The sequence below is a fragment of the Phycisphaerae bacterium genome (assembly GCA_018003015.1).
GTDB lineage: Bacteria > Planctomycetota > Phycisphaerae > UBA1845 > PWPN01 > JAGNEZ01.
Genome location: JAGNEZ010000091.1, coordinates 1 through 19,808 on the forward strand (window position 1 = coordinate 1; position 19,808 = coordinate 19,808).

Annotated in this window: 14 protein-coding genes and 1 tRNA gene; 11 read left to right on the forward strand and 4 right to left on the reverse strand. The window is 62.4% G+C overall.

Translation table 11 applies throughout. The features are described 5' to 3' along the window. Positions 1-109: 109 nt before the first annotated feature. Genes KA354_23070 through KA354_23080 form a run of 3 tightly spaced genes read left to right on the forward strand, consistent with a single transcriptional unit; the run spans position 110 to position 1,545 of the window. Positions 110-391: a hypothetical protein gene (locus tag KA354_23070; protein ID MBP7937533.1), complete on the forward strand. Its 282-nt coding sequence runs from the start codon at positions 110-112 to the stop codon at positions 389-391. 10 nt (positions 392-401) lie between these two features. Next, complete coding sequence (locus tag KA354_23075; GenBank protein MBP7937534.1) at positions 402-929, forward strand: hypothetical protein; 528 nt, start codon at positions 402-404, stop codon at positions 927-929. 43 nt (positions 930-972) lie between these two features. After that, a complete protein-coding gene (locus tag KA354_23080) occupies positions 973-1,545 on the forward strand; it encodes a hypothetical protein (protein MBP7937535.1) in 573 nt (190 codons plus the stop codon). On the opposite strand, the gene KA354_23085 is transcribed toward KA354_23080, so the two are convergent. After that, positions 1,505-1,765: a GIY-YIG nuclease family protein gene (locus tag KA354_23085; protein MBP7937536.1), complete on the reverse strand. Its 261-nt coding sequence runs from the start codon at positions 1,763-1,765 to the stop codon at positions 1,505-1,507. The two genes, KA354_23080 and KA354_23085, sit on opposite strands and share 41 nt — an antisense overlap. A gap of 695 nt (positions 1,766-2,460) precedes the next feature. Here KA354_23085 and KA354_23090 point away from each other — a divergent pair. From KA354_23090 to KA354_23100, 3 genes are all read left to right on the forward strand, one after another. Then, a complete protein-coding gene (locus KA354_23090) occupies positions 2,461-2,643 on the forward strand; it encodes a hypothetical protein (GenBank protein MBP7937537.1) in 183 nt (60 codons plus the stop codon). 607 nt (positions 2,644-3,250) lie between these two features. Further along, positions 3,251-3,502 (forward strand): hypothetical protein, encoded by a 252-nt coding sequence (locus KA354_23095; GenBank protein ID MBP7937538.1) that lies wholly within the window; start codon positions 3,251-3,253, stop codon positions 3,500-3,502. A gap of 875 nt (positions 3,503-4,377) precedes the next feature. Further along, positions 4,378-5,340, forward strand: a complete 963-nt coding sequence (locus KA354_23100; GenBank protein MBP7937539.1) for a site-specific integrase — start codon at positions 4,378-4,380, stop codon at positions 5,338-5,340. Between the two features lie 176 nt (positions 5,341-5,516). Here the strand turns inward: KA354_23100 and KA354_23105 are convergent, their stop codons facing one another. Continuing rightward, positions 5,517-6,803 carry a site-specific integrase gene (locus KA354_23105; protein ID MBP7937540.1) on the reverse strand — a complete coding sequence of 429 codons (1,287 nt, stop codon included), beginning with the start codon at positions 6,801-6,803 and terminating at the stop codon, positions 5,517-5,519. A gap of 167 nt (positions 6,804-6,970) precedes the next feature. On the opposite strand from KA354_23105, the gene KA354_23110 reads away from it, so the two are divergent. Then, positions 6,971-7,042 (forward strand) — tRNA-Gly (locus KA354_23110). Positions 7,043-7,310: 268 nt separating this feature from the next. On the opposite strand, the gene KA354_23115 is transcribed toward KA354_23110, so the two are convergent. Beyond that, entirely contained in the window at positions 7,311-9,365 is a 2,055-nt protein-coding gene (locus KA354_23115; GenBank protein MBP7937541.1) for a prolyl oligopeptidase family serine peptidase, read from the reverse strand. Between the two features lie 246 nt (positions 9,366-9,611). Between KA354_23115 and KA354_23120 the strand changes: the two genes are divergently transcribed. The 3 genes from KA354_23120 (at position 9,612) to KA354_23130 (ending at position 14,840) form a co-directional block, all read left to right on the forward strand. After that, the gene (locus KA354_23120) at positions 9,612-11,657 is read left to right on the forward strand and encodes an alginate lyase family protein (GenBank protein ID MBP7937542.1); all 2,046 of its coding nucleotides are present in this window, start codon (positions 9,612-9,614) and stop codon (positions 11,655-11,657) included. Positions 11,658-11,998: 341 nt separating this feature from the next. Further along, positions 11,999-13,174, forward strand: coding sequence for a carbon-nitrogen hydrolase family protein (locus KA354_23125; protein ID MBP7937543.1), 1,176 nt, complete (start codon positions 11,999-12,001; stop codon positions 13,172-13,174). Positions 13,175-13,595: 421 nt separating this feature from the next. Then, positions 13,596-14,840, forward strand: a complete 1,245-nt coding sequence (locus KA354_23130) for a VCBS repeat-containing protein (protein MBP7937544.1) — start codon at positions 13,596-13,598, stop codon at positions 14,838-14,840. A gap of 325 nt (positions 14,841-15,165) precedes the next feature. On the opposite strand, the gene KA354_23135 is transcribed toward KA354_23130, so the two are convergent. Continuing rightward, positions 15,166-17,370, reverse strand: coding sequence for a hypothetical protein (locus KA354_23135; protein ID MBP7937545.1), 2,205 nt, complete (start codon positions 17,368-17,370; stop codon positions 15,166-15,168). 475 nt (positions 17,371-17,845) lie between these two features. On the opposite strand from KA354_23135, the gene KA354_23140 reads away from it, so the two are divergent. Beyond that, positions 17,846-19,808 (forward strand): nucleoside hydrolase (locus tag KA354_23140; GenBank protein ID MBP7937546.1); only part of this gene is annotated, 1,963 nt, incomplete at its 3' end.

The following is a 19,808-nucleotide window of genomic DNA, read 5'->3' on the forward strand; positions in this document are numbered from 1 at the left end:
AGCCTCCTGAAGCGTCACGCGTCGAAGGATAGCATCAAGTGCAAGAGCCGCATCGCGGGCTGGAACAACCAGTTCCTCATGCAAGTGATTACCGGAACAGGAGTTTAATGTGCGCTGGCCCTGGGGCACTTACGACAAGCAGGAGATCAACGAGATCGCCAACATGGCGGTGATTACGGGCCGCACAAACCGGAAGATCAGCAACAAGGAGCCCACGGTGTACTTGCCGGACATCGTTGCAGAGCGTGGCGAGGAAGCACTCACGAGACAGGGCGTGCCGCTAGACCCGGCCATGCACCGGTTGGACAACTTCCGGGGTTTTCTTGAGGCCCGGCGACAAGTGCTGGCCGACATGGTGAACGATTTCATCAAGAAAGCATTGGCAGGGTGAGTACGACCTGATGAACTTATGGACTTGGCAATCTCCGGACTTCTCCTTGCTCGATGGCCACGTTGAGCCGACCAAATCCCCTTACGCGGACACAGTATCCACAGCACCCGATGCTTATCGGAAACTCGCCCGCTGTCTCAGTACGGACCAGATCATCTGGTGCCATACTCTGCCGGGTCAGCACATTCGCATCCCCGGCTTCAGTATGGTCGAGTGGGTGCTGGACGTGCCGCCCGAAGAGATAATGGGATTCACCGACAGTCTTGTCTGGAACCGGATACTTGGAATCAAATGCGGCCTACCTCGCTCATGGCATTTTAAGTGGCGACAAGCTGCCCGAGAGCTTCATCCACACGATCCGGACAAATGGGACGAGTACGAGAAAGCGCAGGAAGCCGAGTTCTGGGAACGACCGCCTCCCGACGGCGGTTGGTGGAAAGCCCTGTGTGTAGACGGCAGGGCCGACGAGAACGTCGTCGCGTTGGTCCGGCATCCTCTCAAGCCCGAATGGGTACTGAAACAACAGCATTGGAGTTAACTGAACAGGCCCGGCAGCCTCACCCGGCTATTGTGCGGAGCTAATGATGTCGAAAGCAAAGACGTACCACCAGTACGATGACCGGGCTGATAACAGCAACGGCGGTCCGCTGGATCAGTTTTATGTTCTCAGTTCCAGCTTCGCCTACGGCGGCGGGTGTGGTGGCGAGGGGGCCGGTGTCGAGGAGTTTCCGCACATGCTGGCGGCGCTGGAATCACAGCTTTCATGGCTCTCTGGTTTCGAGCCGGACGACTTCGACGCCGGAGATTATGAAGAGCAAACGGCCAACCTCGAAGCGGCGATCCGGGAGATCAATGACCGCAAAACCGACAAAGGCGTGAGGCCGACATTCCTAAGCATCGACGGTAACCGGGTCGGGTATTGCTTACAGGCGGAGGGGTACTGGGAGCAGTTCGTCCCGGCTGCCCTGTCCATCTTCGTGGACGACCTGAAGGCGAAGATCGAGGACTCCAGCGAGGACGATGAGGACATCGCCGACCTTCAAGCCGAACTCGACCGGGTCATGGCTCTTTCAAGGCGAGAGGATTCAACCAGCGCCGACTTCGTGGACGAGTTCATGTCGGCGCGCGAAGCCTACGATCAGCGGCACTCTTGATCAGCGATTCCTTTTCTCCCCGCGACAACCGCTTGACCGCCGCCTCCCGTTTCAAGGCGAGACTCCGGGTAGCCTGAGGTTCACGATACACCAACTTGACCGGCAGGCGCGACCGGGTGTAGCGGGAAGCACTTCCAGCGTTATGCTGTTCAAGTCGGCGGTCCACCTCGGTGGTGATGCCGGTGTAAAAGGTGCCGTCGGCGCATCGGAGAATGTACATGAACCACCCGGCGGGGCCAGAGGGCGAGTGCGGGTTTCGGTGTTGTTCCCTTTGGGCGACCTTGACGAGGCGATGATAGTGTCGTAGCTGCTCGGCAGGTAACTCAAAACGAGTCAGGTCAACCGGCTGACTCTTGAGCACGTTGACGATGTCGGCCTGATCATCCATGTGTCCCCGGAAGAGTTTGGAGGCTACCAATCCCGAGGCGCTGGCCACGGATATGGCGTCACTGACGACGGCGGTACTGACGATCTCTTCGGCCACGCGCGTTGGGACGTGCATGACACTCGGTGTAACCGCCGCCACTTCGACACGGGTCTTGTCATGCTGGAAGACACCGGGGCGAATGCGAGTGAAACCCGCCACCTCCACAGGTATGGCCTTCTTCGTCAAGAACAAGAAGCTCAACTCCTTCGTATACTGGGGCTTGACGTAAAACGAAAGGCCGAGGCCCCCGATCAAGACCCCGTTGCTTCCCGCCTTGCGCCAGTCCCACAGCACTTCGACCAGTTCGGGGGCAAGTGATGACTCCCGCAGCGTCCGGCGACCGTCGTTCGCGGCCTGCATCTTTTTCAGGCATCGCAATTCGCTTTGGCGGGTTGTCATCGGCTCCCTCTTCACAGCGGCCCGGTCAGGGCGTCCCACTCATCGTAACAGCCAGTATAGTACATCACGGATGAAGAAGACGCCCGCTATTGCCGGAGTCCTGCGACGAGTCCGGCGGTTCGAGATTGCTGACCATGCCGAACTGGCCCAGCGGCTCCGATACTGCCGTCATCGGCTTCGGAGCCCACATCCTCCAGACCAGAACACGAGCCGGACAATGCGAGCCACGGAAGACCATCGAGGAAATGGTGGTCATGGGCTACCGTTTATGATGCCGAACACTCCGAAGTTCTGCCCTCGGGGCAAATGAAGTCTTGCAGCCCGGTCGGGATGAGTTTTGCCAGCGCAATCGTGTTGTGAATCCCGCAGTCGCCACGAACTCTTGGGCCGGTGTCCCGGCAACTTCTGGCTCGGGCTCGACTAGAAGCCGGGTCCGCCTCCCCCGTGATCTTCCCCGGCCCCGCCACAAGAGAAGAGGCTGGACGTTCCAGCTCTTTCCCGGCTACCCCGAGGTGTGCTCTTTCAAACGAACTCAGACCGTCGCGCCGAAACCCTCGCCCAGACCAACGGAGAATCTCATCCCCGGCCACGAAATCAAGACACTCGAAGCCGGGTTGTACTCCCGAAAACGGCTTTCCCGGCCCCGGTCGAGCCCATTGGGACGGTTGAACTGGTTGGGACCGACGCCTTCGCTGCCGGGGCAACCGTAGATCAAATGCTGCTCGCGTACCGGCGCGACATATAAAGAGTTGGTCCCCGCCCAAGAACTGGGGGGGCAACCCTTATACCCTGTGGGCAAGCACCTCGCCGCCCAGACGTGGCGAACCATGCCCAGCACGGTTCTTTGACAAGTTGGGTGACAGTTGCAGATTTGCGGGTTTGATCACAGTCGGGCTGACACGGTTGCCCTACTCGAAGTGGCCGATCATCGGTATCGGCGAGGGCAAGTGCGTGGTGGGCCTGTGTGTGATCAAGGCCCTCGACCCGGTCGTCCTGTTCGTCGGGAACGACTACGCGGCCCGTTTCGGGTCGGTGTTGAAGAGGCACGGGTACAGGGGGCTTCAGGTAACGCCGGAGACGGCGGAGCGGGATCTCGAACCAGACGCGCTGTTGGGGCCTCGGGAGTTGTAATCAGGATGCCGTTGAAGACATTCGCTTCGCAGTAGCCGGGGATTAACCGGAGAGGTGTGTCTTCTTTCTTACGGAGAGGCCGGACGGGATTACAAATGAAACAACCCCGGTGTCTTCCGTGGTCAGTTTCCTTAATGATGTCCACCAGCCAGAAGATTCCGGGGACGTGGGACAAAAGCCTGCGGTGATCGCGGAGTGTACGGCACGATCAGCCTGCTAGAAACCAGTCTCGCTCAGCCCACAAGACTCCAGTTGCTCGACGGAGACACTTCGGGCACTCCGCCGTGTGTCTTCCGGGCACACGCCGAATCAAGATTTGAATCGAGACACTCGTCTTCGAGCGACTTGGGAACACGCCTTTGTCTGCCTGACCCACTTGCATTCGTGGCCGGGCTCCGACCGTGGTCCGCCCGTCGTTAGAGCGGACCCGCGTCGTATCAGCAGCATCCATGCCTTTCCGCCTCATCTGGCAATCGATATGGTTGTCCCCCGCCCTGTCCACGAAACACACATGTCGTCGACACCGGTCAACTGTTAAACATCATAGCGGCGCGGGTGCCCGGTCCGCGTGCGTCGGGCAAACCGCGCCGAAACGAGAAGCCCGATCCCGAAATGGCGGAAAGAGCGCAGGCACCGATGACGACCGAGAGTGGCAAGACAAACACTTCGCTGAACCCGGCGGCTCCGACCGGGGCGACGATGCCCTTGTCTGCGACGGCGAGCCAACGGCGGCATCCCCAGCGAGTCCGCTGGTCGAGGGAAAGGGGTGCGCCCCGACCTTGGACCGGCTTGTGGCGGCGTACATTGAGTTTCAGCGTGGTCGGGTTGCGCCGTACCGCGACGAACCCAATGACCGGGCGAACATCACGCCCCGAGTGTTCGCGGACATCGAGGCGCAGGCGTGCGACATTTTGCTTTGGTGCAAGATGCATTTCAAAGATCGGTTGGAAGTTGAGCCGTTCGCGGACCTGATGACCGAAAACCACTACAAGGTCATGATGGCCGACTTTGCGCGAGGCGGGTGGGACAAGGAAAAACGCAAGAAGGCAATGGGGCCGTCGCAGATGAACAAGCGACGGCAGCGGTTCTGGAACATCATCCGTTTCGCACGATCCGCCGAGATGGCTCTGTTGTTGCCCTTCAAGGCGGAGGACGTACAGGGCTCCTGCGGAGGCAATGATCTCGGGCGAAATCGGCAGTTCCCCACGGTAGAAGAACTTAAGACATTGCTTCGGGCCGCCGATCCCAAAATGAAATTGTGGATGGTGATGGCGATGGGGCTCGGTTTTACCAGTGACGACATTGCCCGCGCGTGTCCCGAAAACCTCGGGATCGACAAATTTGATCAAGCCCGATGGAAGACCCGTCGGTTGTTCCCGCGAGGCGGAGGGATGCCTCCGTTGGTCTGGACCCTCTTGCAGCGGTACTTGCGTGACAATCCAAGGGAACGCGGGGAGTTGTTGTTCCGCACTCGGTTGGGCAATCCCATCGTCAGCATTCGGAACAAGACTCCGGACGAAATGAAAGCCGCAGCGGAGAGCGGTCGGTTGGTCGTGAACAGCTACACTCGGAGTGACAGCCTCCAACAAGCGTTTTACAAACTGCAAAGAAAGACCGGGGTTACTGTGAAAGGGGGCTTCTCCACGTTCCGCACGCTGGCCGCTACGGCTTTGGCCAGTTCGCCCGGCGTCAGCGGCAACGAGGTCCGAACATTCTTGGGGCAGGGCAACACCGATGCGGTGGACATCTACATCAAAAAGCTGACTCCCCAGACCCACGAGGTTGTGACATGGGTCAATCAGGTGCTTGACTCGACCGATGTGGAGTCGCTGTGGTGATCGGTAGAGCGGAAACATCCCCCGTAGCGGCATCGGCGGGGACGTTCATGTTCAACAGGAGGAGCCGTGGGCTTTTGGGGAATCGTTTGCTGAACGGGCAGAGCGGTGTATGACCGGTTGAAGTGTCTTGGTGAGGTTGAAAGGTCGTGTGTGCGGGAGATGCTGGCCTTGACGGTTTAGCGACGCCCAGCTTCGATGTCGTCGGTGTCGAGCAGTCGGTTGACCCACTCCACGAGGGGCCGGGTCTGCGGGGTCAGTGGCCGCATATACCGGTCAGCGGCATCGCTCTTGCCGTGACCGAGGAAAGCCTTGACCTCGGCGAGCGAGACGCCGGGGCGGGCCGCGAAGGCTGTGGCCGCGATGACCCGCAGGGTGTAAAAGCCGCCCGCGATGGTGACGCCGGACTTCTTCTGGAGCTTGAAGAACGCCTGTTGGATACTATCGCTGCGGGTGTAGCTGAGCGGCGTTTTGTCGGGCGAGGACTTCTTCTGTTTGAGGATCTGCTCCGGGGGCTTTTCGGTGATGGAGACCAAGGGCCGACCCCGTCGCGTGGCGAACAGGAGTTCATTCGGCTGGCGCGGGTTCGCTTGGAGGTAGTTTTGCAGGAGTGCATGCACCCGTCTGGGCATCGTGCCGTTACGGGCGAACTGGTTGCCGGTCTTCCACCGGCTCATGTCGTAACCCTCAAGGTCGAAGTTCTTGGGGCAGCAGCGGGCAAGATCGTCGTTCCCGAAGCCCAGACCGAGCGCCATCCACATCCAGAGACGCATCTTATCGTCGGCGGACTCCAGCAGCTTGACGAGGTCCGCCACGGTGGGAAGCTCGCGATTGCGGCGGATGTCGTTGCCCCCGAATTGACGCACGTCGTCCGGGCCGAAGGTGAGTCGGACATCCATGCCCGATTGCCGGGCGAACTTGATCAAGTTCCAGAACCGCTGCCTGCGTTTGTTGAGTTGAGATGGCCCCAATGCCGAGCGATTCGGTTGCCATTCCCCTCGGGTGAAGTCGGCCATCATCTGGTTGTAGTCGTTGGCGTTCATCAGTTCCGCGAAGGGGCGGACCGCGAGTTGGTCCCCGAAACGCCGTCCGCACCAGTCGAGGATGTCGTGGGCCTGTGCGCAGTTGTCCTCGTACACCCGCCGGGTGATCGTGCCGCGATGGACTGCGATCCCGTACTTGATGACCAGACCGCGAAGTCCTTCCGCATGGGCGTGGACGATTTCACCGAGGGTGGGTGTGCGGGGTTGCGGTGGGCCGCTGCCGCGACCGTTCCGCGTTTCGGCAGACCGGATGCCGTAGCGGTCGGCCAGCCAGCAAAGGTACATCCGGAAGGACTCCTCCCGGTCGCGGGTGAATCGCTTCCGCAGGGACTTGCCCTCCGCGCGGTAGGTGGAATAGAATACACCCTTGCCCGGTTCCGGTTTCTCGGAAAGCTTGGGAATTCGGAATCGCGTTTGGGCCATCTTAAGTCGCCCCGGCTGTCGCCCCTCTGGTTCAAACGTAGCCAGATCGGGTGGCGGGTTCAAGGGCTTCGGGGCGACATAAGGGCCGAAACAGGCCAAAAAAGGCCGTTTTGGGGCGACTTAAGGAATCGGAAGCGGTTTCATAAGTGCCTGAAAATAAAGGTTTTGCGGGCGTAATTCAGTGGTAGAATGCCAGCTTCCCAAGCTGGACGTCGTCGGTTCGAATCCGATCGCCCGCTGTGGATATAATTGCTTAGCTGAACGCTAGTTAGCGTACCTGCCGGCGTGAGGCATTACGGCTCAGGAAGCCCAAGATACGTGGTAATTACCACATTACCGCGACGGGCCTCAGGAGTCGTGCAATGCCTCGATCAAAAAGTCCCTCCGTCCCCAGTTACCGTCTCCACAAGCCTTCCGGCCAAGCTGTCGTCCGTCTCAGCGAGCGCGACTACTACCTCGGTCCTCACGGCACCGAGCAAAGCCGGGCGGCGTATGGGCGAAGGTACATCATGATCTCTCCGCTGTTTGCTGATTGGCCCCCCAGGGTTCGATCTGACGCAGACCCTTGGTCGCAAGCGCTCGGTAGCAGTCGGGCAGGTCAAGTTGCTTCAGCACGCCCGGCGAGAAGGACGAGAGCGGCCAGCGGTAATCCTCCGATTCGGCGATTGCCGCGTAGGAGGTGAGCGCATTCTTGAGTGTCAGGCGGACGACCAACGGCGATAACAACGCCGCGAAAGTGGCCGGCAGCGTTCCCCAGCCCCTGGCCGCCAAATGGACCTCGCCGCAGCCGTTGGACTTGAGCCAATCCAGCACGCAAAGGACATCGTGGGTCTTCTGGCCGACATAGGGGTAGTCCAGCATGATCGAGTGGATTGCATAGAAGAAATCGCTGCCGTAAGCGTTGAGAAACGTGTCCTTTCCGCAGGTGTCAGGCCGCGATTCGCCGATGCCGCGCACGTCGCAGGAATAGAACGTCGCCGCGGGCTCCTGGGCGATCAGCTCGGCGATCAGCGGTTCCTCCCGAAGCTCGGCGTCGCTGGACTGGTGAGCCACATACAGTACGGCCCGTCTGCGGTCCTGCGGCGGTCGGGAGTAATGCGGCTCGTCCGAGAGCATGTGCACCAGCGCGTGAACGCCGGGCTCGCTCTGAACTGCGTACGTGGTGCAGTGCTTCTTCGGATACCGGCGTCCCGGCATTGGGCGCAGAATGCGGTCGCGGGCGACGGTATTGCGCTCGGGAAGCTTCAGAACGGACCTCACCGCCTGGAGAAGAACATCGCCCTCGATCGTTTGCCGCCGCTGTGCCAACTGCCTGGATGTGTCCCGTGTGTGGGAATGGACCGACCGCGAGCCGCGCTCGGCCACCTGCCCGCGCGGCGTACACTGGAGCGTTTCGTCTTTCTCGATCACCAGCTCCGGCTCTGTCGCATTGTCCGAGCCGTGCGTCGCCCGGTTGAACCAGCGGTACATCGCCTCTCGGTTTTCGCGGGAGTAGCCGTGCGGGTTGGGCCCGATGAAGAGGGCAATGTTGTTTTCCGCCCCCAGCAACGCATACAGCCTTCGGAGTCGCTCGTACGCCTCGATCGTCCCACGGCAATCGAAGTAGTCCTTCTCCTGGCTCATGACGATGACCGGCTTGGGGGCCATGGCAGCGAGGAAATCGCTATGGTCCAAGCCCAGGGCCAGCGCCCGCGGTGGACACTGCTCGGTGTCCGCGGGCAGCTCGTTCTCCATGTTGCGGCGGAAGGTGGTCACGAAGCACGAAGGGGCGGCCATGGTCCAGCGATCCTCCACCCCGCACAGCCAGGTGGTCATCGTGCCGCCGCCGGAGTTGCCGGTCACGCCCACGTGCTTCGGATCGACCTCCCGGCGGCTCAACAGGTAATCCAGCGCCCGGATTCCGTCCCAGGCCCGCCAGGAGCCGAGGAACTCGCCCACGAGGAACTGCTGATTGCCGCAGTACAGGTGCTCGCGCACGCCCACGCCGATGCGCGACTCGAGGTTCTCGTTGGGATACTGGAGCCGCTCGCCTTGGCCGATTGGATCATAAATGAGGACCACGTACCCCAGCCGGGCGAGCCCCTGGGCAAAGGACTGGTAAGGTCCGGATGCCTTTCCGTTTTCCGAATGCCCACACGTGCCGACCACGGCGGGTCGCGGGGACTTGTCCCCCTTGGGGACATAGAGATTCGCAGTCACCAGGAAACCCGGCCGGCTCTCGAAGATCACCTTGTCGATCCGGTAGGCATCTCGCTCGACGATGCCGGTCACGCGCGGGTTGAGCGGAGTCTTTTCGGGAAATGGCCCGAAGCAGGCGCGAATCCGTTCGCGGACCGTGGTTACGTAGCGCTCGGCGTCCTGCTTCGTCTTGACTTGTGACCGCAGCCGGTCCCCGGCGTCCTGAGCTTCCTGCACGCGACGCACGAAGTACTCCTGGACCATCCGCGGGAACCGGTCGAGAGGCACCAGGGTGTTGGCCGCCGGCTCGGCCGCACACAGCCGCTCGGCCCACCCACACGGTAAGCTCAATCCCAGCAGCCCCAGGCCACAGACCCGGATCATCTCGCGCCGGTCGAGCACGGAAGTCACCGGTCTGGACACCCGGATTTCCTGATGGATAACGGTATTCTCTTTCCTCCCGGGGAGAGGCTTGATCATACATAATTCTCCTCTCGAGAATCTGGTGGGTGAATCATACCCGCCCCCACGCGCTGGGAGAACGGGGGCCACACTGCCCGACAAGCCGAGCCTTTCGCTGGAACCCCAGGCGTGGTACCGTCTTGAGGATAAATGACTGGAGGCAAAGGCATGATGGGTTTCCGGCGAACTTGGCTCTGCACCGCCGTGCTCTGCATCCCGCCCTTCGCCTTGCAGGCAGCGGCAGCCGAAATGGTGCCCTACACCCGGCGGTGGGACGTCAAGCTCGAATCGCTCAGGCTGGAAGAACTCCTCTCCAAGCTGGACCTCAGTGCCGCAGGACTTGAAGGTGCGAAGGCGGCGGCCGAACGCCGAAATCGAACCGCATCGCTGTCCGCCGTGCGCGATTACTACCGCAAGCGGTACCCTCTCGCCGGCCAGCCCACCCGAGCCACTGGAGGCCAGTTCCAGACAGCCGATCAGGTCGTCAACCACGTGTTCCAATGGGGACCGTATGAACCGGCGGACTACGGGAAGGACGTGGACTGGAAAGCGGACCCGCGCGGCGACATCGAATGGGTCGCGGCCATGTACCGCTTCCACTGGGCGGACCCGCTGGCCAGGGCCTACGCGGCCACCCGAGACGACAAGTACGCGCAAGCCTTCGTCGAACTCACCAGCGATTGGATACGCAAGCACCCTCTGGAGGACTGGACCGCGACACACCCGGTGTACAAGAGCTGGCGCGGCTTTGCCTGGCTCGATCTGCAGACCGGGATTCGGGCAGGTCGGATGTGCAATGCCTTCAAGATACTCGTGCATTCCGAGGCCTTCACGCCTGAGTTCCTGGGCGTGTTGCTGGCCAGCCTGTACGACCATCAGGTCAAGACCCGGACGATTCCCATGGGCATGGTACACAATAAGGCCATCTTCGAGCAGCGCGGCTTCGTGAATGTCGCCACCACTTTCCCCGAGTTTAAAGAGAGTCGGGCCTGGATCGAGCTGGGCATGGAGCGAGCACGAGAAAACCTCCTCGAACAGGTGACCGTGGATGGCGTCCAGCGCGAATGGTGCGGCGGCTATCACCTGGCGGTGCTGAACGACGCGGTGGACATCATGAACCAGGCCTCATCAGCGGGCGTCCGCGTTCCGGACGATTACCGCCGCCGGGTGCATGCAATGTACGACTACGTTTTCGGTATCGCCACCCCGGACCTGGGCTTCCCGATGTTCGGGGATACCGCCCGACCGCTGAGTGCAACACAGGACCGGTCCAGATGGCCGCTCTATTCCGTTCTGTTCCAGGCCAGCAGCCTGCTGGGCGAGCCGAAGTACGCCGCCCTGGCCCGGCTGGACCAGAAGCAACTGCCTACACGGGCGAGCGTGGCCTTTCGGGACGCGGGCCTCTGCGTGATGCGATCCGGCTGGGGACCGGATCAGGTCTACCTCGCGATGCACTGCCCGCCGCCCGGCATCTCCGGCCACGACCAGCCGGACAACGGCACGTTTGAGCTGTGGGCCTACGGCCGATGGCTTATGACCGACACCGGTTTCTACACCTACGGCCACGATGCCGCAGGCCGGGCCTGGCATCGCCGGACCCGCGTGCATCAGACATTGACACTGGATGAAAAGGACTCGAGGATCAAGGGAACCCTGAAACTCTGGTCCACATCGCCCACCTGCGATGCGGCTGCATTCGAGAACGAAGCCTATCCGGACCTCCTGCACCGCCGGAGCGTGTGGTTCGTAGATCACCAGTGGTTCGTGATCCTCGACGAGGCCATCGGCGCCGCCTCAGGCCGTCTCGACCTGCATTTTCAACTGGCCGCGGGTGATGCCACGCTCAACGGCCAACGCAAGCTGGCCAAGACCGGCTTTGACGATGCCAATGTGCTCGTATGGACCGACCCGGATGCGCCGGTCACGATGACGGAGGAAGAGGGCTGGTTTGCCTGGGCATACGGCCAGCGGAAGCCGCGGAAGGCCTTTCGCTACCGGCACGCTTCGGGAGCGCCGGCATGGTTTCTTACCGCCCTCGTGCCCTATCGCGGAATCGAGCCCCCGCAGCTTTCGGTCGCGCTTGCTCCGGGATTCTCGACCGGTTCGCCCGAAGCCGAGATCACTGTTCAAGCCTTCGGTCGGCAGTGGCACCTCGGCCGGGACCTGCGCCGACAGGAAGCCTGGTGCCGCGAAGCGCCGGGCGCTCGCCGCTGAGGAAGGTCATAGTGACAGGGGATGCTCTCTATCGTGAGTGGACACAGGAGCGCAACTGACGCTCGCGTTCATTGAGCCCATCCAGGAAAGACTGCACGGATCTGCGACTGATCCGCCGCGAGCGCGGGCCCAACTCCGCTTAGAAGGGTGCGGTCGAAGCGAACCGAAACATCTTCAGGTTACCCGCGATGGCCCGCACCGGGAACCAGGTGGCGTTCTCCAGCACATCATCCGGGTTGCCGATTTGCACTTACCTCATCTCACTGCCGGATTTCGGCTCGTGACCGCATCGCAGTCCCATTGCCGTGACCGCTGATCGGACCGCGGCTATGATGGCCACCATGTGCGCTCCCAAACCTCTGTTCCTGCCTGGGCCGGTCGCTTCATCATGCTCTTGCTGGTATGCGATTTTGGCTCTGGCGGTTCTGACCGTTGCTGCGGATCTCTTTCGTGGGCAGGCGGTCCTCGCCAGCGAGTCCAACACCCCTCAGCCCATCGCCCAATCCAGCCATGGGGCGCTTGCCAGCCGGCCGGCTGCACCGGCCCGCGATCGGGCGCGGATTGTGCGTGTGGCCGTTGTCCAGGCCGGCGCCGATCACTATGCCAAGGGCAATCCCGGACCGGCGGCCAACTTTGAGGTCCTTGCCGGGGAGGCCCGCAAGGCGGCTGCCGCCCGGCCGCGGCCGGACGTGATCGTCTTTCCTGAGTTTGCCATCTCCGGCTGGCCATACCCCAGTGAAGAGCGCATCAACTTGCTTGCGGAGCCAGTCCCCGGCGACGGGCTTTGGTATAACCGACACCGCGACCTGGCCCGTGAGACCGGCGTCGCCGTGCTCGCCTGGCTGCTCGATCTGGACAGCGGCCGCCGCTACAACACCGCATGCCTGATCGATGGTCGGGGGCGATTCCGTGGGAAGTACCACAAGGTGCAGACGACGCTGGGCGAGCAGGGCTGGTGGGGCTGGTCGAGGGGTCAGCGGTTTGAGGTGCTGGAACTCGACGGCGTGGGTTACGGCATCAGCATCTGTGCGGACATGTGGTTTCCCGAGACGGTGCGATGCCTGGAACTGATGGGCGCCGATGTCATCCTGCACCAGTCGATCGGAGACGACATGGAGCGCGTCGTCCCAACACGGGCCATGGACAGCCTGTTGCCGATCGCGATGGCCATTTTCCAGGGCGGCTGCTACGCGGTGGACGCGGAGGGCAGCGTATTGGGGAAGCTGCCACGGGAACAGCCGGGTTGGAAGGTGTTCAGTTTTCAGCCGTTCCGCCGATCTTTCGGGACCAAGTACGGCGGGCGGCACGATGAGCGGCAGATCAGGCACAATGTGCGCAACCCGCGGGCGTACTCGATCCTCGCCGATCCCTCAACGCGGCCGCCGTGGACCGAAGTCTTCCTTGACAGTCAGGGGCGCCCGCAGACTCGTGAACAGATTCTGCGCCAGTTCCACGGTCATTACGACGCCGATGACCCCGATTCGCCCGCCGCGGCAACCACGGCGCCGGCCCAATGAACAGGGGGGAGAACATCCGGACGTGAGTGAATCGCGGACGGCACAGAAGGCACCGGCGCGCACGGGCCCACCTTCCTGAGCCAGACCTGGCGGATGATCATCTCGCCGCCCGGACACCCGCGCCGATGAAGAGGAGGAAAGCCACCACCAGGACTATTCTGTCGGAGCAAGATGAGCTTGCCCGCCATTCGCCTTGGATCTGCGGCATTGTCTTTCCGTCGGGTCTCACACTCATTGGCCGTCCCGAATATCGATCCAGTCGAACTCGACCGTCCCGCTGACAACTCTTGGGTACCTCACCGGCGGTCTCCCCAAACCCAGGCAGGCTCCGCCGTTGTACTGCGCGCCGAATGCATCAGCCACTTGTCGGGCTCCGTTCGATCTGGGTATAGTGCCCGTTACCTGTCCTGGAGAAAACGCCATGAGACCCCCGCTAGCCGCCGTACCCGGAGTGATTCTGATCGCCTGCTGCCCCCCGGCTCTTGCCGAGGACATCAGGTTCCGCACCATCACGATCTGCAATGATTTTCCGAGCGCCTACCACACGGCCGCTGCACACATGAATAAGGACGGCCGCCCGGATATCCTCGTGCTCGGGGAGCCGCCCGGAACGGTGGACTGGTTCGAGAATCCCGGGCGGATGGACGCTCCCTGGCCCCGGCACCCGATCACAGGAGACCAGACCCGGCGGAACATCGATCTGGCAGTCGAAGACGTGGACCGCAATGGGTGCTTCGATGTGGTGGTGGCAAGCGACTTCGAGTGGGCGAACAGCGATCATGACAGCCTGGTCTCATGGTTCCGCCAGACGGCGCCGGGAGGAGCGGAATGGACCGGTGTCCGCATCTGCTCCGTGCCGACAGCGCATCGGGTGCGATGGATGGACGTGGATGGGGATAAGCGCAATGAGCTGGTGGTTGTGCCCGTGCTCGGGCGCGGGGCCAAGCCACCGACCTACCGACAGGCGGCGGTGCCGATTACGTGCCACTGGGTACCGAAGGACCCGGTCCATGAGCCATGGCTGACTCGGGTCATCGACAGAGATATGACCATCGTGCACGGCGCTTCCTCCATCGACTGGAACGGGGACGGAAAGGACGACCTGCTGACCGCCTCAAATCAGGGCATTCACCTTTTCCTGAGCGAGGGCGAAGGGCGGAATGTGCGTTGGCCCAAGCGGCAGCTTGCAGCGGGCCATCAGGGCGAGGCGCCCAACCAGGGATCGAGCGAGGTGGAGGTAGGAAAGAGCAAGCCCGGACGATTCCTTGCGGCGGTCGAGCCGTGGCATGGAAACGAGGTGGTCGTCTATACGCCGCCGGCCGGGGGGCCCGATGCGCCGGGTTTGTGGAAGCGGCAGGTCCTCGATGACTCCTTCAAATCCGGCCACGCACTGGTCTGCGTCGATCTCGACGGAGATGGAACCGACGAGATTGTGGCCGGCTACCGCGGCGAGGGGACAAGCCTCTATGGCTATCGCCTCGCGCCCGGTCCAAACGGGCGTTGGCAGCGGTTCGCGATTGACCCAGGCGCGATCGCGGCACAGGGCTGCACGGCCGCGGACATCAACGGCGACGGACGGATGGACATCGTGGCCGTCGGGGGGAGCACGCACAACGTAAAGCTGTATCTCAACGAGACGTCGCCTGCCAGCCGGCCGACAGAGTGAACTCGTCGACACAACAATAAGACTGGGTTGCGGCCTCCGTGCAGCGTGTGCCGGGATGCTCCACGCTTCGCTGATCACTCCACATCTGGCACGCACCAGCCCAGACGTTAAAAGTTGGCCTCCTCGAAGCGGCTCAGGTCGAACTTCGGCTTGCCATCCAGAGCCAGGCCCGGCCCGGTCCGCGGCCACGGGTGCGGTCGCGCGAAATGCACGCGTTTGTCCATCTCGCCATTCGCGGTGGTGTTCCCCTTTCGGGCCTATCCGAGAATGACCCATCGAGATCGACGCCTGCCGCGTTCGGTTGGAAACCGGTGCTACAGTCCTTTCAGCCGGCACGCCCTGGACTGATGGTTCCCTCGCGGCGGACCTCGACGGGCTTGCCCCGCCAGGTGATCTGCGGATCTCCGAAGCCGTGGAAGACGCGGACCTTCGCGGCCTGGGCAAGGTCTCTGTCGTCCGTGGCCTGTATCGTGAACAGGGCTCCCCGGGCGTAGCTACGCTTGCTCCATTGCAGCGCGTAAAACGCCACGAATTGCGGGCTCTCCAGGACAAAGCCCCACGGCGGCAGCAGAACGGCGCCGCCGAACTTGGACTCAACTGGAGCGTTCTGCGAACCGAAGTTCACAACCACCGTGGTGGGATTGCGTTCGCCGTAGGTGGCCCGGCGGACCGCCCCGTTCGGGGTGAGGAATTCAAGATTGGTAAGGCGGTCGTGGGCGGTGGCCTGATGCAGCGGGCCCAGTATCTCGTGCGTGTTCTTCAGGAAGGCATCGGTCGGATGAAGGCCTTCCGCCCAGCCGCCGTCCGTCCGGGTGAAACAGGCGCGGTCGCCAGCCGCGGCTTTGGCTTCCGTCTTCTCCTTCCAGTAGAGATGGTCGGGGATGGAGTGGTAGTTCAGCGGGCGGGCCGCCAGCAGGTGATGGGCGACATACTCACCAGCCTGATCGGCGTCGTACTCGTACTTGCCGTAGCAGACTTGGCAATCGTGGTAGACCATTTCCCAGAAGGGTATGACTTTCGCGCCGAGCGTTTCCGGCTGGAGGTTGTGGTAGTAGCGGCCGTAGACGCCGGTCAGCCCTTCGAAGAAGTCGCTGTGCGGCAGGGCCCATTCGCGGCCGCACTCGCTGCCGAACAGGCCGAACATCTCGCGGGCCTTGTTGCTCAGCTTGATCTTCCAGGCGATGTCGTCGTTGCGGCCAAGGGGGTGATTGGGGTCGGCGCATTCGCGCGGGCCCACGGCGTAGGTCGTGTCGATGAAGTAGCACCAGGGCTTGAAGAGCCTGTGGATCTCGGGCAGGTTCTGCGGGCGCATGGCCAGCTCGACCTGCTTGGAGGCGCAGACCATGTACGCTCGGCCGCCCAGCCACCCCCCACCCTGGATCAGCGAGCCGTCGGAGCGTTTTTCGATGACGGCCGGGTCCCAGCTTTTCGCGTTGCGGTACATGTCCTGGTAGTTGTCGTGCAGGCAGGCGACGTAGCCGAGATCCTGGATACGCCGGACCGCATCAGCCAGGGCCGGGTTGCCGCCACACTCGGGATTGGCCGGGAGGTTATCCGGGTGGCGACAATCGTAGCCGCCCTCAGTCCAGCCGCCAAGGGTAAAGAGGCAGCGGGAAATTTCAAGATCCTTGCGGAGGTGTTCGGCAATCTGAGCGGCCTCGCTGAACGTCCAGTGGACCTTGACCGATTCCTCCTTGGTGCTCTCGTCGCTCATCCGCCGCTCCAGGCAGATCCAGAGCTTGAAGTTGGCGGCCCCCAGAAGCAACTCGGTGTGCGGGTCGCGGCGAATGCGGTCGCGCAGGGTGACACCCAGGCCCTTGGCCTCCGCGATCCGACGGTACCCCGCCGCCAGCGCGTTCCAATCGCCCTTGCCCAGAGGCCAGAGGCGAACAGAGCGAGCCGAGCGCTTCAGCGTGAGGGCGGTGGCGATCTTCTGACGATACGCTTGGGCTTGGAGAAGCGTGCTCTCGATATCCACCCAGACGTCGGCGTCGCCCCAGGTCACGGCCAGCGCGGCGTCCTTCTTGAGCAGGCCCAGCATGTTCATGTGGCAGCCCTCGTACTCGGACGTGCCGAAGGCCTGTTTGAAGGCCACGCCGCTGTCACCCGGAATGAGCAGCCCCTCGCGGCAGGGCACAACAATCGAGCCGGCCTCGCGGTCGGTGACGACCAGTGCGTCCTCCAGCACGCGGATGTCGCCTAGGTTCCCGCCTTCGTAGCGGATTTCCAGGCAGCGGCCAGCATCGGTCAGCTCGAAGGCGACGGTTGCTCCCGTCTTCTTGGCCAATCGGACAATCGTGCCTGTGCCGGTGATTTCGTCGAAGCTGCCTTCCAGGCCGGCGGCCGTTCCAGGACTGGCAACGCCTTCCGATGGCCATCGCACGCCCGAAGCCTTGTCGGTGAGGCACCAGACGCCGCTCCGCGAGTCGATCTCCACGCGCAGGGCAGAGCTCTCCAGTCGGGCGGGCTCCGCCGTCGCGGCAAGGAGCACCTGGAGAACGGTTCGTAAGACCACTGCTGCAGCCGACATCGGGAGCTCCTTTCCGAGTGGACTTTCAGCCCAAGAACAGGGCCGGCATTCCGTTCTACGGAAACCGTCAATTCAACAACGCCAGCGATGGTTCACATGCTGACCGGGGTGCGTTAAGTGGACCTGCTCGCCCCATGCGATCGCGGCTTCGATAAGAGAGTCTTTGGGCGGGCCGCCACGTGCGACCATCTCGCGTGGAATCGCGGTCCGGTCTGGAATACCACGCCTTGTGGGTCGGGTCATGTGTGCCACTCGAAGCCGAGTATCTTTCCCCACCGACAAGGCAATGCCAGCAGCAGGTCGGCAACATGGCCCCATTCTACCTCGGACGAGGGCAAAATAGGCAAATCACGCCCAGAAGACGTGGACGTTGTGTTTCGTTTGCCTTTTTGATAGGCTGGTCTGGAATGCAGGTAGAGGTCGTCATGCGACATACTGCTCCCCCGCCGATTGAAACCCCGCACGCCGAATGCCCATGAGTCAATTCCTATGCCGTCTCCGATTCGTTTTTCTCGCCACACTCGGTTTGTGCTTGTTCGGCACCACAGCGCAGGGAGCGCCCATTCCCGTCATTCTGGACACGGACATTGGCGACGACATCGATGACACCTGGGCCCTGGCCATGCTACTGGGCATGCCCGAACTGGACCTCAAGCTCATCGTCACCGACTACGGCAATACCCCGGAACGAACCCGGCTGGTGGCGAAGATCCTCCAACGTGCCGGGCGCACGGACATTCCAATTGGGACGGGGATCAGGACCGGGGACGAACCCCTGGCCCAGAGGCGTTGGGTGGGCGATTTCGACTTGGCCGCCTACCCGGGCAAGGTCCATACCGACGGCGTCGCGGCCCTGATCGACGCCATCAACTCGCAGCCAGCCATGATCACCCTCATCACCATCGGTCCCGTTCCCAATATCAAGGAGGCCCTTCGCCGAGACCCGCGGATTGCGACCAAGGCCCGCATCGTCTGTACCGGCGGCAGAATCTACAAGGGCTTTGAGAACGGCGGAAAGCCCGCGGCAGACTGGAATGTCCGAGCAGACGCCCCCTCCTGGCAGGCGATGGTTGCAGCGCCGTGGACGATCACCACCTCGCCGCTGGACGCTTCGGAGGAACTGGTGCTCCGCGGCAAATCGTACGCAACCGTGGCGGACTCACCGCACCCACTCGCCCGCATGGTCATCGAGAACTACAATCTCTGGGCCCATCGCAGTGGCCACTTGCAGGATGCGAGCAGCATCCTTTACGACACGGCGGCGGTCTACCTGGCCCATTCCGAAGAACACGCCCGGATCGAGACCCGACAACTCATCGTGAACGACCAGGGCCACACGCTTGTTTCGCCCCACGGCAAGAGGGTACGCTGCCAGCTCGGGTGGATAGACCGCAAGGCGTTCGACGCGTTCCTGGTCAAGACGCTGACGGCTTCGCCCAGGCCCGAACGTCATGCCGAACCGGAACTGGTTCGGGAGGTTTTGACCGGCAAAAGGAAGGAAGCTTGGGTCTCGTGGTGGGGATTCGATCCCAATAATTCCACAGCGCACCTCCAGAAGGCCATCAACTCGAAAGTCAAGCGGCTGATTCTGGACCGGCAGGCGTCGCCCTGGATCACGCGGCCGTTGACCGGCGTGAGCGACCAGGAAATCGTATTCGAGGCGGGAACCGAACTGGTAGCGCTGGAAGGAGCCTTCCGGGCCAAGAGCGACTGCCTGCTCTCATTCCGCGAGTGCGAAGACGTCGTGCTCCGGGGGGACCGGGTGGATGGGGCCAAGTCCACCCACATCCGCATGCGCAAGCAAGATTATCAATCCGCCGCCTATGAAAACTCGGAATGGCGGCATGGGGTGGCCTTCTTCGGATGCCGCAACGTGCTGGTCCAGGACCTCACGATCAAACACACGGGAGGCGACGGCATCTACCTCGGCGCGGGCTTGAAGCACACCCCCAACCGGCAGGTGACGATCCGGCGCGTCGACTGCAACGCCAACCACCGACAGGGCATCAGCGTCATCAGCGCGGAAGACCTGTTGATCGAGGACTGCCAGCTGCGTCACACCGACGGCACGGCCCCGAAGGCGGGCATTGACTTCGAGCCCAATCATCCGGCGGATTCCCTGGTCCGCTGCGTGCTGCGTCGCTGCATCGCCGAATCCAATGCCGGAACCGGCTTCCAGATCTGTCCGCAATATCTGAACAGCCAGTCCAAACCCATCTCGATTCACCTCGATCAGTGTGTCTCCCGCGGCAACCAACAGCATGCCATCCATCTCTGCAGCAACCCCAAAGATCCCCCGGTCGGACGACTGCAGGGCCAGCGCACATTAAACTCCTGTTCCGGTAATCACTTGCATGAGGAACTGGTTGTTCCAGCCCGCGATGCGGCTCTTGCACTTGATGCTATCCTTCGACGCGTGACGCTTCAGGAGGCTGACC

Coding starts and splice junctions, on each gene's coding strand:
- KA354_23075 (MBP7937534.1), top strand. CDS start 402: ATGAACTTATGGACTTGGCAATCTCCGGACTTCTCCTTGCTCGATGGC.
- KA354_23080 (MBP7937535.1), top strand. CDS start 973: ATGATGTCGAAAGCAAAGACGTACCACCAGTACGATGACCGGGCTGAT.
- KA354_23085 (MBP7937536.1), bottom strand. CDS start 1,765: ATGTACATTCTCCGATGCGCCGACGGCACCTTTTACACCGGCATCACC.
- KA354_23105 (MBP7937540.1), bottom strand. CDS start 6,803: ATGGCCCAAACGCGATTCCGAATTCCCAAGCTTTCCGAGAAACCGGAA.
- KA354_23115 (MBP7937541.1), bottom strand. CDS start 9,365: ATGATCCGGGTCTGTGGCCTGGGGCTGCTGGGATTGAGCTTACCGTGT.
- KA354_23120 (MBP7937542.1), top strand. CDS start 9,612: ATGATGGGTTTCCGGCGAACTTGGCTCTGCACCGCCGTGCTCTGCATC.
- KA354_23125 (MBP7937543.1), top strand. CDS start 11,999: ATGTGCGCTCCCAAACCTCTGTTCCTGCCTGGGCCGGTCGCTTCATCA.
- KA354_23130 (MBP7937544.1), top strand. CDS start 13,596: ATGAGACCCCCGCTAGCCGCCGTACCCGGAGTGATTCTGATCGCCTGC.
- KA354_23135 (MBP7937545.1), bottom strand. CDS start 17,370: ATGTCGGCTGCAGCAGTGGTCTTACGAACCGTTCTCCAGGTGCTCCTT.